Below are 16,449 nucleotides of genomic sequence, written 5' to 3' on the forward strand. Positions count from 1 at the left end.
CTTCGCCCATCCGGGTCCGCGCTGAGCGTGACGGGACGCACGTCGCGATCTCCGTCCGCGACGAAGGCAGGGGGGTGGCGCCGGACCGTCTCCCGCACATGTTTCGAAAGTATGCAAGTTTCGACGGCAACGACCGTGAGTCGGCCATCGCGGGATCGGGACTCGGCCTCGCAATTTGCAAGGGCCTGGTCGAGGCGAACGGGGGGCGCATCTGGGCCGAAAGTCCGGGCATCGGGCGCGGTACCCGCGTGACCTTTACGGTCCCGCTGGCCGAAAGTCGCGAGCCGGCGCCTCGCAAGCCGCCGGAACCCGGTCCTGTCCCGGCCGATACGCTGAACGATGGAGAAGGCCGCGAACCGATACGCATCCTTGTGCTCGACGATGACCCGCAGATGCTCCGCTATGTGCGCGACATGCTCGTGGCAGGGGGATATGACGCGGTGGTGACCGGAGACCACGCCAGTTTGCCGCGCATCATCAAGACCGAGCGACCCGATCTGGTCCTCCTGGATCTTCTGCTTACCGACACGGACGGTATCCAGCTGATGGAAAACGTGCCCGATCTGGCTGAACTGCCCGTCATCTTCATTTCAGCCAACGGCCGGGACGAGACCATCGCGAAGGCCCTCGATACCGGCGCGGCCGACTATATCGTCAAACCCTTCTCGGCTACCGAATTGCTGGCCCGCATCCGCACGGCGCTGCGCAAACGGGCCGAAACCGAGCCCTTCGTGCTGGGCGATCTCACCATCGACTACGATCAACGCCGGGTGAGCGTGGCCGACGTCCCGGTCGTCCTTACGCCCATCGAGTACGATCTGCTGCGCGCGCTTTCGCTGAACGCAGGAAGGGTGACGACCTTTGACGTCCTGATTCGTCAGATCTGGAGCACCAAGTCCTACGCCAACCCGAAGCTGGTGCGCGCCTTTGTAAAGAAGCTTCGCCGCAAGCTGGGTGACGATGCCGGCAAACCACGCTACATCATCAACGAACGCGGAGTCGGCTACCGCATGGGCAGGCCGGGAGTACCGTAGATGTTTGTTTCAGGTCGGAGAGAGGATCAGTGCGGCCGGCCTGAGGCCGGTTAAGCGGCTGCGGTCAGTTGCTTCAGCGCCGTCGTCAACACCTCGACGGAGCGCAGGTACTCGTCCAGGACGATATGCTCGTCAGGGGTATGGTCCAGGCTGGAGTCGCCGGGACCATAGGCCGCGATCGGGCATTTCCATGCGGGGCCGACGATGCACATATCGGACGTGCCCGTCTTCTTCTTGAAGATCGGCCGGCCGCCTGCCTGGCGAATGCCCCGCAACAGCGCCCGGATCAGCGGGTTGTTCTTCGAAGCGATTACGCCCGGCAGGCGCTGGTCGCACTCGATTTCGGCTGGGCCCGCCTGGTCCATTACGAATTCGTTCAGGACATCCATGTCGTAACCGGGCGGCACGCGCACCGAGAAGTACGCTTCGACGCCCTCGGTCAACCCCCGGTCAAAGGTGTGGAATCGCCGCAGCTCGAGTCGGGGAGACTCGAACTCACTTTCCGTAGTCTGTTCGGCGAGCCGGGTCTTGAGGGCGTTGTACAGCTCGATGGCCCATTCCGCCGCGCGTCGATGGTCCCCCGCGTGATGGGCATTGGGCTGTTCGAGGCGGTAGTCGAAATCCACGTGGCCCTTGTAACCGATGGTGATGCTGTCCCAGCCGCTCGGTTCGCCGATGAACACGCAGTCGGGCCGCATGCGGTCCACCAGGTGGCGGGCGCCCTTCGAGGTGGGGCATTCCTCCTCCACGGCGCCGACGACGGTGATCCGGCCGCCGGTGGTATTCTTGAGCCGGCTCGCGGCGGCGGCGAAGGCGGCCAGGGGACCCTTGGCGTCCACCGTGCCGCGGCCGTAAAGACGGCCCGATTCCTCCCGGATGGGAACGATGCCGGCCACCGTGTCGATATGCCCGACCAGGGCGATATGCGGTTCGCCGCTACCGGTCTCACCCACCGCGTTCCCGGCCTCGTCCTCGTAGGCGCGGAGACCCCGGCGCTCCATGGCGTCCACCAGGAAGGAGACGGCTTCGCCTTCCTGCGTGGAAGGACTGTAACGCTCGACCAGGCCCCGCAGCAAGGCAATGTCGTCGCGATCGCGGCTCATTTAAGCCTCCAACGATCCCAGCACCGCGCCCGTGGTCTCAACGACCTGGTCGATCTCTTCCCTGGAAATCGACAGGGGCGGAAGGAAACGCAGCACCGTGTTGCCCGCGGGCAGGGCCATCACGCCGCGTTCCATGAGTCCGCGGAGGATAGGAGTGACCCGACCCTTCATCTCGACGCCGATGATCAGGCCCATGCCCCGGATCTCCCGGACAAAAGGCGCGTCCAGCGCCGCGAGGCCGTCCCGAAAGTACGCGCCGTTCTCCCGGGCTTTCTCGACGAGTCCTTCCTCCTCCAGCACGCGTAGCGTGGCCAGGGCGGCCGCGCAGACCACCGGACTGCCGCCGAAGGTGTTGCCATGGGACATGGCGGGTACGCCCCGGACCGTTTCGGCGCAGAGCGTCGCGCCCACGGGAAGACCGCCGGCCATGGCCTTGGCCAGGCAGAGGATGTCCGGCCGCAGGCCATGGTGCTCGCACGCGAACAGGGCGCCCGTCCGCCCGAATCCGGTCTGCACTTCGTCCACGATGAACAGGGCGCCCCGATCCCGGCACAGGGCTTCCACGTGCTTAAGATACGCGCAGTCGCCGACACGAACGCCGCCCTCGCCCTGCACCACTTCCAGGATCACCGCCGCCGTCTCGTCGCCGATGGATTCCTCCATGGCGGAGGCATCGTTGTATTTCACGTGGGTGAACCCGGGCACAAGGGGTTCGAAGGGGGCGCGGTACTTGGGATTCCAGGTCGCGCTCAGGGATCCGTAGGTACGTCCGTGAAATCCGCGCTGGGCCGCGATGATGCCGGTCCGCCCCGTGGCGACACGGGCGAATTTAAACGCCGCCTCCACCGCTTCCGTACCCGAATTGCACAGGAAGAGCCGGTCCAGCCCCTCCGGGGCGGTCCGGGTCAGGGCCGTGGCCAGTTCCGCCCGCAGGTCGTTGTAGAAGGTGTCCGGACAGATCACGAGCCGCTCTACCTGCCGCGCGATCGCCTCTGTCACGGCCGGATGGCAGTGGCCTACGTTGGCCGTGCCGATCCCGCCGATGCAATCGATGTATTCCTTACCCTCCGCGTCCCAGAGGCGCGCGCCGCTGCCGCGGACGATCACCACGTCCCGCTTGGGCAGAATGCCCATCGACGCCTGGTTTTCCATGGCCTGGTAGTCAGTCATTTTCTCGCGCTCCATTTTACGATACCGATTCATCCGCCTTGCCGCGGGCCTTCTCCGTCCGGTGGGGGCGCCTGCCCGCTACCCGATCACAGTGCCCGCGCCGCACAGGGCCGCCGTGACCGGCTCGGGTATCCTGCCGTCCCCCAGGATCACCTGGCCCACGCCGACCTCCAGCGCCTCCTTCGCGCCGAGCAGCTTCTTCTTCATGCGGTCCCGGGCGTGGGTCTTGATCGCATCGTCGATTTCGTCCCGGGATATCCGGGGTATCAGTGTGTCCTCATCGTCCGCATCCTCGAGGAACCCCGGCGTGTTGGAGAGGATGACCAGCCGTTCCGCGCCGAGGGCATCGGCGATCACGGCAGCCGCGCGGTCGCCGTCAATGTTGATCACCTCGCCTTCGTAGCTGATGGCGGGGGGACTGATGACGGGCAGGTAACCCTGGTCGAGGAGCGTGGTCAGGAGCGATACGTTCGCCCTTTCGATCCGGCCGGTGTAGTCATCCCGCAGGATCTTCGTCCGGCCGTCCTCCACGATGCGGATACTGGGTTTCCGGCGGCCCTCGAGCAGGCGGCCGTCCACGCCGCTCAGCCCGACGGCGTTGACCCCGAGCTGCTGCAGCTTCTCGACGATGCGGGTGTTGCGCTTTCCGCAGTACACCATGGTGAAGATGTCCAGCGTTTCCTGATCGGTGACCCGGCTCGTGTATCCGGACGGCGACGTGACCATGCGGGGCGGTTTGCCCAGCTGCTCGGAAATCTGGTTCAATTCGTCAGACGCGCCGTGCACCAGCACCAGCGGTTCGGTCTGCCGGGCGATGTCCTCCAGGACATAATCCAGGTTGATGCCCCGGCTGCCGCCCGTCTTCACCACGATCATTGAGTATTCCCTTCTTTAACGGCGGCCACGGCCTCCGACCGGGGCACGGACGCCTGCGTGCTGTCCGCCATGCGCCGGATCATCACGACGCCGTTTTTCACCTCTTCTTCACCGATGATCAGGGTATAGGCGGCGCCGAGCCGGTCGGCCTGTCTCATCTGGGCCTTCAGGCTCCGGTCTTCCCACAGTGCCGTCGCGCCCACGCCGGCCGCGCGCAGCTCCTGCGCCAGGACCACCGCGGCGGACTTGGCTTCCGCGCCGAGATAGGCGACGAATACCCGCGGCTTCGGCACTCCGGGAGGCTCGATCCCCTCCTGCTTCATCGTGAGTATGATGCGTTCGATGCCGGAGGCGAATCCGATCGCCGGCGTCTCGGGACCGCCGACCATGCCGATCAGCCCGTCGTAGCGGCCGCCGCCGCATACCGCGTTCTGCGCCCCGATGCCCTCGGCCCAGACCTCGAACACGGTCTTCGTGTAGTAGTCGAACCCCCGCACCAGGCGATGATTGACCTCGTAGGGCCGGCCCAGGTCGTCCAGGTAGGACCTCAACCGGTCGAAGTGGGTTTTGCATTCGTCACACAGGGAATCCGCGATCCGCGGCGCTTCGTCCGCGATCGCTCGGCAGGCCTCCTTCTTGCAGTCCAGCAGCCGAAGCGGGTTCTGCTCGTAGCGGCGCGCGCAGTCGGCGCAGATCCCGTCCAGGCGGTCCGCGTACCAGGCCCGAAGCTTTTCCACGTATCCCGGACGGCACACCGGGCATCCCGTGCTGTTCACCTGGAAGGACAGGTTCTTGATGCCGACCGATTCGTAGATCTGCCAGGCGACCTGCATGACCTCGAGATCGATGGCCGGGTCCTGGCTGCCCAGCACTTCCACGTCGATCTGGTAGAACTGGCGGTACCGGCCCGCCTGGGGACGCTCGTACCGGAAGGCCGGGCCGATGGTGTAGAGCCGCAGGGGCTGGGGCCGGCCGTGCAGCTTGCGCTCGGCGTAGGCACGGCAGATCCCCGCAGTGAACTCGGGGCGCAGGGTCATGCGCTCCTCGTTGCGGTCGAGGAAGGTGTACATCTCCTTCTCGACGATGTCGGTGGATTCGCCGACGCTCCGCTCGAAGAGGCCGGTCTGCTCGAAGACCGGCACGTCGATCTGCTCGTAGCCGAAGAGTTCGCAGACCCGGCGCGTGGTCTCGGTCACGTGGCGCCAGTGGGCCTGGTCCTCGGGGAGGATGTCGTAGGTGCCTCTCGGTGCCCTGTAATTCATAATGCGTCCTGTACCGGGTGCTAGACCGGGTGGAGGCCCGGAAACTCCAGGGCCGTCCGCTCGTCCCACCCGTGCATGATGTTGAGGGCCTGCACGGCCTGTCCGGCCGCCCCCTTGACCAGGTTGTCCAGCGCGCCCATGACCACGACCCGGTCGCTGTGCTCATCGCGCTCGAACCCGATGTCGCAGTAATTGGTGCCCGCGAGGAACTTCGGATCGGGATAGCGAAACACGCCGGTGCGCTCTTTGATTATGCGGATGAAGGGTTCCCGGCCATAGGCCGCCCGGTAGATGCCCCAGATATCCTTGTCGGCCAGGCCGTCGTTCACGAAGGCGTGGGTCGTCATGAGGATACCGCGCACCAGCTCGATGGCCGTCGCCGAGAAATGCACCGTGGGCGCCTGCCCATCGAAGGTGAGCTCCTGCACGATCTCCGCCGTGTGCCGATGGCCCGTGGGCTTGAAGGACCGCACGGCCCCGCTGCGGTCCGGGTGATGGGTGGACCGGTCGGCCCGGTGTCCCGCCGCGGAGGAGCCGATCTTGCCTTCCAAGTACAGCCGGGAGGGGTCGACGGCGCCGGCCCTGACGAGGGGCGCCAGCGACAGGATCGCCGTGGCGGCCAGGCACCCGGTGCACGCGACGCATTCAGCGTCCCTGATCTCATCCCGGTAGAGTTCGGCCAGGCCGTACACGAACCGGCCGAGGACGTCTGGATGGGCATGCGCATGCCCGTACCAGGTCGGATAATCCGCCGGATCGTGCAGGCGGAAGTCCGCGCTCAGGTCGATGACACGGGCCGACAGGCTGGAGAAATCGTCCCACCTCTTCATCGCCTCCCCGTGGGGCAGGCACAGGCACAGGACGTCGCAGGGCTCGAGGTCGGCCAGGGCGCTGAACTTGAGGTCCGTGACCCGCCGAAGGTTCGGATGGGACCGGCCGACGGGCTTGCCTGCGAGCGATTCCGACGTCACCTGCCCGATTTCGATTTCCGGGTGGAACAGGAGCAGGCGGAGCAGTTCCCCACCGCCGTATCCGGACGCGCCGGCGATAGACACCTTGATCATGATTGGGCCACCTTTACCAGATAATCGATGATTCGGCCGGGAATGTCCACGCCCGTCGGTTGTATGCTGTTCCGGAATTCCATGGTGTAGTTGACCTCGTTGACGAGGATCCCGTCCGGCGATTCCAGCAGGTCGACGGCCACCACGCCGCCGCCCACCGCTTCCGCGGCGCGGGCGGAAAGCGTACCCACGTCACCCTCCACGGGACAGTCGGCCGTCGTCCCGCCCAGGGCGGTGTTGGTCTTCCAGTGATCCGAGTACCGGTAGACGGCGCAGATGGTCTCGCCGTCGACCACGAAGGATCGGATGTCCCGGCCCGGCTTTTCGACGTACTCCTGGATGTAGATCACCGAATGCTGATATGACCCCAGGGTCTCCTTGTGCTCGAGCACCGCTTCGGCGGCATGACGGTCGTTGACCCGCGCGATGAGGCGCCCCCACGAACCGATGGGCGGCTTGACCACGACGGGATAGCCCATGGATTCCATTTCCTCCAGGGCCGACTCGGCCGTGAACGCGACGCGGGCTTTCGGCGTGGGTACCCCGTGGTCTACCAGCGCCATGGTCGTCAGGAACTTATTCCCGCACACGCGGGCCACCTCGTAGGAGTTGACGGTCCTGATGCCGCTGGCGTTGAGTATCTTCAGCGAGTTGAGGGCCCTGGAATGGTTGATGCACCGTTCGAGTATGACGTCGTGGTCGTACCGGTGGTTCTCCAGGTCGAAGACGATGCGCCGGTCGTCCAGCCGGTCGAAGACGATACCCCGTTTCGCCGCGGCCTCGAAGAGCATCTTCTGTTCCGTGGAAACGATGGACAGCAGCATGCCGATCTTCACGCGTCACGTCCCTCCTGTGCCACCGAGTCCGCCACGTAGTCCATGATCTTCCCCGGTATATTGACACCGGTGACGTCCGATGCGTCCGAAAGCCCGGACGGCGGGCCCATCTCCTGTACGAACCAGGCATCCTTCGTGCGAACCATGTCCACCACAGCGATACCGCCGCCGATCGCCCGGACGGCGCCGACCGCCAGGCCGTTCAGTTCCTCCGTGACGGGCTCCTGCTTCATCAGGCCGCCGGCGGTGATGGTCCCGATCCAGTGGTGGGTCAGCACCGATACGGCGGCCACCGTCTCGTCGCCGACCACGTACGCCCTGATGTCGTGTCCGGGCGAATCGATGTGCTTCTGCATGAAGAAGATGGAGTGGTGATATGCGCCGAGGATGCGTTTGTGCTCCAGGACCGTCGCCGCGGTATACTTGTCCCCGATCCGGGAAACGAGATGGCCCTCGGGACCCTCCACGGGCCGGAGGACGACCGGGTATCCCATGTCCTCCATGGCTTCCAGGGCGGAACCCGGCGTGTACGCCACGCGCACTCCCGGCACCGGCACGCCGTTCTCCCGCAAGGCCAAGGACGTCAGCAGCCGGTTCCCGTACGTCTCCACCACCGACTGGCGGTTCACCGTCGGAATGCCCCAGTGGTCGAAGACGGTCAGCGCGTACACGGCGCGATGGTGATCGGTACAGCGCTCGAGGACCACGTCCAGGTCCATATGACGCCGATCCAGTTCGAAGACCAGCCGCGTGTTGTCGATCGTCGTCACGTCGATGCCGCGGCGGTCCGCTTCGGCGATCAACCGCTTCTCGTCCTTCCTGATTCGCGACAGCACGATGCCCAATTCCATAGATCCCGCGTCCCCTTGTCCCGCATGCAAAAAAAAAGAGCCGGCCTCTTCGCTCAATCGAAGAGGAACACGGCTCCCAACTGTTCCCGTTGCCCCATTATCCCTTTCGCAGGATTACCGCGGGGCCCGATGAGCGGACGAACGCAAATCACAATCATGTTTACCATGTTTATGTTTCATTCGTTTGCTCATCGTGATTTCCTTACATCCGACCGCGGGCCTATTCGCCCCAGTCTTCCTCTTCTTCCGGTGCCAGTGCAAACTCCAGCGGGTCGACGCTGATTACTTCCAGTTCCGCGCCGCATTCCGGGCACGTAATGATTTCACCTACCTCGACATCATAGTCCAGGGTGATCTCGGCGCCACATTCCGGGCAGATCCCGCTCATAAAACCCCCGTTTTGCACCAATGCAGCCTCGGAACGAAAGGTCTTTCCTCCTTAAAGAACGGACGCAATATAGGGTGCGCGCTAAGGGTGTCAAGCGCTTTTTTATTCTTCCTCTTCGCCGTCCGTACCGGGTGATTCGGCCGTTTCGGAAGTCTCCGGATCGTCCTCTTCGTCGCCTGGCGTAATCCTGGAAACATCGATCACCCGGTCCCCCTCGCCCAGGTTGATGAGCTTAACGCCCTGGGTGTTCCGGCCGATGGGGCGCAGGTCGCGGACCGGCAGGCGTATGATGAGGCCGTTCGTGGTAATGATCATCAGCTCGTCTTCGTCGGAGACCGCGTGAATCGACACGACGGGGCCATTGCGTTCGCTGGTGCGTATGTTGCTCACGCCCTTGCTGTGGCGGCGGGTCAGCCGGTAGTTCTCGATGTCCGTCCGCTTCCCGTAGCCGTTCTCCGTCACGGAAAGCAGCGTGGTGTCCCGATCCGACGCCAGCATGCCCACGACCCGGTCGCCTTCGCCGAGGCGTATGCCCCGCACCCCCTGTGCGCCCCGGCCCATCGTCCGGACGTCGCTCTCGTGGAAGCGGACGGCCTGGCCGTTCCGGCTGGCGATGACGATGTCGTTGTCGCCGTCGGTCAACAGGGCCTCGATGAGGGCGTCGCCCTCGAGGATGTTCAGCGCCACGATGCCGTTCCGCCGGGGATTCCCATAGGCCGACAGCACGGTTTTCTTCACCAGGCCGCCTCGCGTCACCATCAGGATATAGTGCTCGTCGTCGAAGTTCCTGATCGGCAGGAAGGCGGCGATGCTCTCTCCCTGGTCGAGCTGCAGCAGGTTGACGACGGCCTTGCCCCGGGCGGTGCGGCCGGCTTCGGGGATCTCCCACACCTTGAGCCAGTAGCACTTGCCGCGGTTCGTGAAGAACAGGATGTAGGAGTGGGTCGAGGCGGAGAAGAGGTGCTCCACGAAATCCTCTTCCCGGGTCTTCATGCCGGTGATCCCCTTGCCGCCGCGGTTCTGGCTGCGGTAGGTGTCCATGGGCAGGCGCTTGACGTAGCCGGCGTGGGATATGGTGATGACCATCTCCTCGTCGGCGATCAGGTCCTCGATGCTGAGATCGCCCTCGATGTCGATCAGCTCGGTCCGCCGCTCGTCGCCGTAGCGCTCCTTCAGGTCGATCATCTCGTCCTTGATGATCTGCATCCTGCGTTCCAGGCGCGAGAGGATGTCCCGGTAATCGGCGATTCGCGCGACCAGCTCTTCGTATTCTTCTTCCAGCTTGTCTCTTTCCAGCCCGGTCAGGCGCTGCAGGCGCATGTCCAGGATGGCCTCGACCTGTGCGCGGGACAGGCCGAACTCGTCGCCCAGGACCTCCATGGCCTCCTCGCCGGTATGCGATCCGCGGATGACTTCGATCACGCGGTCCACGTTGTCCAGCGCGACGCGCAGGCCTTCCACGATATGGGCCCGCTGCTCGGCTTTCTCGAGGTCGAAGGTGGTCCGGCGCACCAGCACCTCGTGGCGGTGGTCGATGAAGTGCTGGATGCACTCCTTGATGTTCAGGACCCGGGGCCGCCCGTCCACGAGCGCCAGCATGGTGACGCCGATGGTGGTCTCCAGCGGCGTCATCTTGAAGAGGTGGTTGAGCACGATGTTGCCCGGGATGTCCCGCCGCACGTCGATGGCGATGCGCATGCCCGACCGGTCCGACTCGTCCCGTATGTCGGTAATGCCCAGTATCTGCTTTTCCCGGACGAGGTCGGCGATCTTCTCGATCAGGCTGGACTTGTTGACCTTGTAGGGGATCTCCGTGACGACGATGGTTTCCTTCTCGCTTTGCTCGTGCACCTCGATCATCGTGCGGGCGCGCACCTTGATCTTCCCGCGGCCGGTGTGGAAATACTCGTTGATCGCGTTGCGGCCGTAGATGATGGCGCCGGTGGCGAAATCGGGTCCCTGGATGTGCGCGGCGAGCTCCCCGATCGTGATTTCCGGGTGGTCGATCACCGCCACGATGCCGTCCACCACTTCGCCGAGGTTATGGGACGGGAGGTTGGAGGCCATGCCCACGCCGATGCCGAGCGAGCCGTTGCAGAGCAGGTTGGGGAACTTGCCCGGCAGCACCGTGGGCTCGTCTTTCGACTCGTCGTAGTTGGGCATGAAATCGACCGTGTTCTTGTCGATATCCTCCATCATCTCGATGGCCAGGCGGGACATCCGCGATTCGGTGTACCGCATGGCGCCCGGCGGATCGCCGTCGATGGACCCGAAATTCCCCTGGCCGAAGACCATGGGGTAGCGCATGCTGAAGGGCTGGGCCATCCGCGCGAGGGTATCGTACACGGCCAGGTCGCCGTGGGGGTGGTAGTCCCCGATCGTCTGGCCGACAATCTTGGCGCACTTCCGCGTGGGCCGTCCCGGCGTGAGGTTCAGGTCGCGCATCGCCACAAGTATGCGCCGCTGGGACGGCTTGAACCCGTCGCGGACGTCCGGGATCGCCCGGGACAGGTTCACGCTCATGGAGAAGTCGAGATAGGAACTCTTCATCTCGTCTTCGATGAAGATCGGCTGGATGTTGTCGTGTTGTTCTACCGCCATGCTTTCCCCTTGAACGTGTTATGTCGTGTTGTGGTCGCGCCGGGCGGGCGCCGGGCGTCAGTGCAGGTCCAGGTTGTTGACCAGCAGGGCGTTCCGCTGGATGAAATCGTTTCGCGCAGCCACGTTGTCGCCCATGAGGATTGTGAAGATCCGGTCCGCCTCCACCGCATCGTCGAGGGTGACCCGGAGCAGCGTGCGGGTTTCGGGGTTCATCGTGGTCTGCCACAGTTCCTCGGCGTCCATCTCGGCCAGCCCCTTGTACCGCGAAATGGTGGCGCCTTCGCGTCCCACGTCCAGCACCGCGTCGATCAGCTTGCCGACCCCCTTGACCCGCTTCTCGGTCTTGTCCGTGCTGACCACCATCTCGCTGTCGATGACGTCCTCCAGCCGGAGGCACAGCTTCCGAAGCCGGCCGTACAGGGAGGGGTCCAGGGCCTCTTCGACGGGATCCACGGGTACCGGGACTTCGCCGGCTTCTTCCTGCGCTTTGCGTGCTGCCGCCTGGTCGCGCAGATCCCTCCGGTAGTCGTCGTACTGGTCCCGGTCTCTGAGCATATCCAGGATGTGTTCGCGCTTCATGCCCGTCTTGACCAGCCGTCCGATCTGTTCTTCGAAGTCCATCATCTCGCGGAGATGGGCCAGCAGCTTGTCTTCGGTCAGGGCGTGCCCGTTGCCGTTCGCGTCCGCCCGCTGCACCTTCGTGCGGTCCACGCTCTGGTTCAGGAGGTATTCCCAGAGCTCCCGGTCGTTCTTGAGGTAGTCCTCCCGGCGTCCCTTGCGCACGCGGTAGAGGGGCGGCTGAGCGATCAGGACGTGGCCGTGCTCCACCAGCGGACGCATGTAGCGGAACAGGAAGGTCAGAAGCAACGTGCGGATGTGCAGCCCGTCATGGTCGGCGTCCGCCATGATGATCACGCGCCCGTAGCGCAGCCGGGTCAGGTCGAAATCCTCGTCGATGCCGACACCGAGCGCGGTGATGATGGGCTGGAGCTTGTCATTGCTCAGCACGGTGTCGATGCGGGCCTTCTCCACGTTGAGCGGCTTGCCCCAGAGGGGGAGGATGGCCTGGAAGGTCTTGTCGCGGCCCGACTTGGCTGTGCCTCCGGCCGAATCGCCCTCGACGAGGTAGATCTCGCAGGCCATGGGGTCCTTCAGGGTGCAGTCGGCCAGCTTGCCGGGCAGGGTGGTGTTTTCGAGTGCGCTCTTCCGGCGGGTCAGTTCCCGCGCCTTGCGGGCGGCGTCTCGGGAAATCGCCGCCTGGATGCATTTCTCGACGATCCTCTTCGCCGTGGCCGGATGTTCTTCCAGGTACACCGAGAGCCCCTCGCCGACCACCGACTCCACGACGCCGCGGATATCGCTGTTGCCGAGCTTCTCCTTGGTCTGGCCCTCGAACTGGGGGTCGGGGATGATCACGCTGACGATGGCGGTGATGCCTTCCCGCGTGTCGTCGCCGGTGATGGGCACCTTGAGGTTCTTCAGCAGGTTGTTCCGCTGGGCGTAGTTGTTGATGGAACGGGTGAGGGCCGTCTTGAAGCCCACGAGGTGGAAGCCGCCCTCCGAAGTCCGCACGGTGTTGGCATAGGTGAAGATGTTCTCCTGGTAGCCGTCGTTGTACTGGAAGGCGACGTCGATCTGGTTGCCGTCCCGTTCCTGGCGGATGCCGATGGTGTCATGGATGGCCGTCTTGTTCTCGTTCAGGTACTCGACGAACTCGACGATGCCGCCGCGGTACTCGAATATGGCGGATTTGTCCCTGGCCTCCTCGTGCAGCTCGATGCGCATGTGGCGGTTCAGGAAGGCCAGTTCCCGGAAGCGGTGGGCGATGTGGTCGAAATCGAACTCCGTCGAGTCGAAGATCTCGTCGTCGGGCTTGAAGGAGACGGTCGTCCCGTTCTCGGTCGTCTCGCCCCGGACCTCCAGGTCGCATACGGGGATGCCCTGCTCGTACCGCTGGTAGTAGATCTTCCCGTCGCGGCGCACCTCGACGACCAGCCATTCGGCCAGGGCGTTGACCACCGAAACGCCCACGCCGTGCAGGCCTCCCGATACCTTGTAGGACTTGTTGTCGAACTTCCCGCCGGCGTGGAGCATGGTCATGACGACTTCCACGGCCGGCCGGTTCTCCGTGGGGTGCATTTCGACAGGTATGCCGCGGCCGTTGTCGATCACGGTGATCCGTCCGTCTTCTTCGATGTACACCTTGATCGTATCGCCGAACCCCTGGAGATGCTCGTCGATGGCGTTCTGCATCACCTCTTCCACGAGATGATGCAGGCCGGAGGCGCTTGTGCTCCCGATGTACATGGCGGGGCGCTTGCGAACCCCCTCGAGCCCCTTGAGGACCTGGATGTTCTCCGCGTCGTACTGGTCGTTATCCGGGGCGCCGGAACCCATCTCCGGCAATTCCGGGCTGTTTGAGTGTTCCGGACGGTCCGGGCGGTCCAAGCGGTCCGAAGAGTTTTCGTGTGTTTCTGACATCGATTTTACCTTCTGGTATTGGTGAATATGATGTCCCGGACCAGGGGTCTGCCGAAAGACCGGTCCAGTCGGTTCAGAATATCCGGCTTCATGTAGTGCAGCTCCTGGCTCCAGGTGGCGCTGTCGCACTCCACGAACAGCTTTCCGCCGTCGAAGAAGACCGCCCGCGCGTGCGCCGCGACACGCTCCCCGACGACCCGGGGCCAACGTTCCACGGCCTGCTGTTCCTCCAGCTTGCCTTCCATGCCCAGGTTGCGCACCAGTTCCCGGAGTGCGTCGCCGAGGGTGGTGCTTTTCTTCAGCCGCGTCATGCCCGATCCTCAGTCATAGGGCGTCACCGCGCCTCCGTGGACGCGGAACCGGGTGATCCCCCGGCGGTAGTCCCCGATATCGCTTTCCTTGGCCGTCGTAATGAAGGTCTGGCCGTAGGCGGGTACCATTTCCATCAGGCGGCCCGTCCTGGCGGCATCGATCTCCGCGAAGATGTCATCCAGCAGCAGCAGCGGCGGGGCCTGCAACCGGTGCCACAGAAAGCGGGCTTCCGCCAGCTTAAGGGCCGTCGCCGCCGTCTTGTGCTGTCCCTGCGACCCGAAGGCCTGCAGCGAGACCCCGTTCATCCGGATGGACAGGTCGTCCCGGTGGGGCCCCACCTCCGTCATGCACCGCACCCTCTCCCGCGGCGCCGCCCGGTCCAGCGCCTCCTCGAAGGCTTGCTCGACATCGGCGAGGGCCTCGTATTCGAAGGATGGCGCGTAGTCGATCTCGAGGCACTCGTTGTCGTCGCTGACGGCGGCGTGTATGCGGCTGGCTTCTTCCTTCAGGTCCTCGACGACTTCCACCCGCTTTCTCATGATCCGGCTGCCCAGCGCGACCAGCGGGGCGTTCCAGACCTCCAGGCCCTCCGTCTTCCCCGGCCGCTCCTGGTACGCGCGCAGCGCTTCGTTGCGTTGCCGGACCACCCGCCTGTATTCCTGCAGGGCCGAAAGATACGCCGCGTTGGACTGCGAGATCGCGATGTCGAGGAATCGCCGGCGCGAGCCCGGCGAGCCCTGGACCAGCCTCCGGTCGTCCGGCGAAATCACGACGGCGGCCAGGATACCGTACAGGTCAGACAGGTTCCGCCGGGGCGACTCGTTTACAAAAACCTTCTTCCCCGTCGGGCGGGCGTATCGGATCTGTACCTCGACCTCCCTGCCCTCCGCGGAGCGACCCTGCCCCTGTATCAGGAAGTGGTCCGCCCCCATCCGCACGAGATCCCGGTCCTGTGCCTCGCGGCAGGACCGGGCCACGCACAGGTAGTAAACCGCTTCCAGAAGGTTGGTTTTTCCTTGTCCGTTCGATCCGATGAAAACATTCGTTTGCAAATCACAGGCCAGCGACAGGGATGCGTAATTCCTGAAATGACTGAGGGACAGCCCTTGAAGGTGCACCTTAGCTTTCCGCCTCGGTCGTCCTGAAGGGCATGATCAGGCACTGGTAGTCCTCGCCCTCCGCTTCCTCCCCGGACGGGGTGATGATGCCCGCGCTGACCGGCGTATCCAGTTTGAAAACCACCTCTTCGCTCTCGATCCGCTCCACGACGTCGAGGAGGTAGCGGAAATCGTAGGTCGTATCCATGGCTTCGCCTTCGTATTCGGCCGGCAATTCTTCCCGGGCCTCGCCGCCGATATCGTGGCTGAAGGAACTCAATTCGACGAAACCCGGCCGGAAGGAATACCGGATCTGCCGGGTGGAGGGGTTGGACAACACGGACACCCGGCGGACGGCGCTCTCCAGCTCCTCGCGGTTCACCTTGACCACCTTGTCGTTGCCCGTGGGAATCACCCGCTCGTAGTCCGGATAGGTCGCTTCGATCAGCCTGGCGAACAACCTGGCGTTCTCCAGTTCGAACAGGACGTGGTTCTCGCCGATGGTTATCCGGGACGGCGAATCCGATTCCCCGATGAGGCGCGAGAGGTTGTTCAGCGCCTTGGGCGGCACGATGATTCCCTCCGTGGCCGCATCGGAAACATCGCAGGGGAGCGTCGTCTTGGCCAGCCGGTGCCCATCGGTGGCCACCATCCGTACGGCGCCCCGGCCTATGCGCAGGAACGCGCCCCAGAGACTCGGGTGGATCTCGTCCTTCGATACGGCGTACACCGTCTTCCGGATCAGCCGCTGCAGCGAAGACGACGGAATCTCTATGGTCTGTTCGGACGTCACGTCCGGCAATGCCGGGTACTCGTCCTTGCTGATGCCCACCAGGCGGAATACCCCGCGGTCACACCGGATGATCACCTTGACCCCGTCCACCTCGATATCCACGGGCGCGTCCGGCAGTTCGCGCACCATTTCCGCGAATTTCCTTCCGGGAACCGTGATCGATCCCTCCCCCGATATCTGGGCGGGGATCTTCGTCATGATGAATATGTCCAGGTCGGTGGCCCCAATGGTCAGGTGGCCGTCTTCCGTCTCCAGCAGCATGTTGGACAGGATGGGCAGGGTGGTCTTCGGCGGAACGACATTCAGAACGGTCTGTATACCGCTCATCAGGGTGGAACTGGACGGAATGGTGATTTTCACAGGGTACTCCTTTGGGCAGTCTACTGGGCGTTCTTCGCCGGTTACCTCGTCGGGTCCGCACTGTACAGAATGAACCGGGGAGGTTTCTTGTACAGTAACCTATTACTATTATTGAATATAGATCACGCTCGGGACAGCGCAAGGGTTTTGTGAGGCTAAACCACCCTATATTGTATAACGTCGCGGTATGACGCTAAAATCGTACAATATATTGTGTATAC

The 16,449-nt window shown here is 64.1% G+C and carries 15 protein-coding genes (1 of these 15 only partly in view); 2 read left to right on the forward strand and 13 right to left on the reverse strand.

Going from position 1 to position 16,449, the window contains the following annotated elements; genetic code table 11:
- Window positions 1-252: the final stretch of a PAS domain-containing protein gene (locus F4Z81_05560; protein ID MXW04519.1), read on the forward strand. It extends 1,359 nt beyond the left edge of the window; the window shows 252 of its 1,611 coding nt (coding positions 1,360-1,611); the start codon falls outside the window, past its left edge; the stop codon is at window positions 250-252.
- Window positions 249-1,034 carry a response regulator transcription factor gene (locus F4Z81_05565; protein MXW04520.1) on the forward strand — a complete coding sequence of 262 codons (786 nt, stop codon included), beginning with the start codon at window positions 249-251 and terminating at the stop codon, window positions 1,032-1,034. The genes F4Z81_05560 and F4Z81_05565 overlap by 4 nt, the downstream gene beginning before the upstream one ends.
- Before the next feature lie 50 nt (window positions 1,035-1,084).
- On the opposite strand, the gene F4Z81_05570 is transcribed toward F4Z81_05565, so the two are convergent.
- From F4Z81_05570 to dnaN, 13 genes are all read right to left on the reverse strand, one after another.
- A complete protein-coding gene (locus tag F4Z81_05570; GenBank protein ID MXW04521.1) occupies window positions 1,085-2,137 on the reverse strand; it encodes a [LysW]-lysine hydrolase in 1,053 nt (350 codons plus the stop codon).
- Window positions 2,138-3,307 carry an aspartate aminotransferase family protein gene (locus F4Z81_05575; GenBank protein MXW04522.1) on the reverse strand — a complete coding sequence of 390 codons (1,170 nt, stop codon included), beginning with the start codon at window positions 3,305-3,307 and terminating at the stop codon, window positions 2,138-2,140. It lies immediately after the preceding gene.
- A 78-nt stretch (window positions 3,308-3,385) separates the two neighbouring features.
- Window positions 3,386-4,183, reverse strand: a complete 798-nt coding sequence (locus tag F4Z81_05580) for a [LysW]-aminoadipate kinase (GenBank protein MXW04523.1) — start codon at window positions 4,181-4,183, stop codon at window positions 3,386-3,388.
- Window positions 4,180-5,445 (reverse strand): histidine--tRNA ligase, encoded by a 1,266-nt coding sequence (locus F4Z81_05585; GenBank protein ID MXW04524.1) that lies wholly within the window; start codon window positions 5,443-5,445, stop codon window positions 4,180-4,182. The genes F4Z81_05580 and F4Z81_05585 overlap by 4 nt, the downstream gene beginning before the upstream one ends.
- Before the next feature lie 20 nt (window positions 5,446-5,465).
- Entirely contained in the window at window positions 5,466-6,512 is a 1,047-nt protein-coding gene (locus F4Z81_05590) for an N-acetyl-gamma-glutamyl-phosphate reductase (GenBank protein MXW04525.1), read from the reverse strand.
- Window positions 6,506-7,345 carry a lysine biosynthesis protein LysX gene (gene lysX, locus F4Z81_05595; GenBank protein ID MXW04526.1) on the reverse strand — a complete coding sequence of 280 codons (840 nt, stop codon included), beginning with the start codon at window positions 7,343-7,345 and terminating at the stop codon, window positions 6,506-6,508. Before lysX ends, F4Z81_05590 begins: the two co-directional genes overlap by 7 nt.
- Window positions 7,342-8,196: a RimK family alpha-L-glutamate ligase gene (locus F4Z81_05600; protein ID MXW04527.1), complete on the reverse strand. Its 855-nt coding sequence runs from the start codon at window positions 8,194-8,196 to the stop codon at window positions 7,342-7,344. Before F4Z81_05600 ends, lysX begins: the two co-directional genes overlap by 4 nt.
- A gap of 220 nt (window positions 8,197-8,416) precedes the next feature.
- On the reverse strand, window positions 8,417-8,584 hold the full coding sequence (gene lysW / locus F4Z81_05605) for a lysine biosynthesis protein LysW (protein MXW04528.1): 168 nt from the start codon (window positions 8,582-8,584) through the stop codon (window positions 8,417-8,419).
- 102 nt (window positions 8,585-8,686) lie between these two features.
- Window positions 8,687-11,185 (reverse strand): DNA gyrase subunit A, encoded by a 2,499-nt coding sequence (gyrA, locus tag F4Z81_05610; protein ID MXW04529.1) that lies wholly within the window; start codon window positions 11,183-11,185, stop codon window positions 8,687-8,689.
- Window positions 11,186-11,242: 57 nt separating this feature from the next.
- A complete protein-coding gene (gene gyrB / locus F4Z81_05615; GenBank protein MXW04530.1) occupies window positions 11,243-13,582 on the reverse strand; it encodes a DNA topoisomerase (ATP-hydrolyzing) subunit B in 2,340 nt (779 codons plus the stop codon).
- Window positions 13,583-13,671: 89 nt separating this feature from the next.
- Complete coding sequence (locus tag F4Z81_05620; GenBank protein ID MXW04531.1) at window positions 13,672-13,977, reverse strand: DUF721 domain-containing protein; 306 nt, start codon at window positions 13,975-13,977, stop codon at window positions 13,672-13,674.
- Between the two features lie 9 nt (window positions 13,978-13,986).
- Entirely contained in the window at window positions 13,987-15,096 is a 1,110-nt protein-coding gene (gene recF, locus F4Z81_05625; protein ID MXW04532.1) for a DNA replication/repair protein RecF, read from the reverse strand.
- Between the two features lies 1 nt (window position 15,097).
- On the reverse strand, window positions 15,098-16,228 hold the full coding sequence (gene dnaN / locus F4Z81_05630) for a DNA polymerase III subunit beta (protein MXW04533.1): 1,131 nt from the start codon (window positions 16,226-16,228) through the stop codon (window positions 15,098-15,100).
- Between the last annotated feature and the right edge of the window lie 221 nt (window positions 16,229-16,449).

The sequence above is a fragment of the Gemmatimonadota bacterium genome (assembly GCA_009835325.1).
GTDB lineage: Bacteria > JAAXHH01 > JAAXHH01 > JAAXHH01 > JAAXHH01 > JAAXHH01.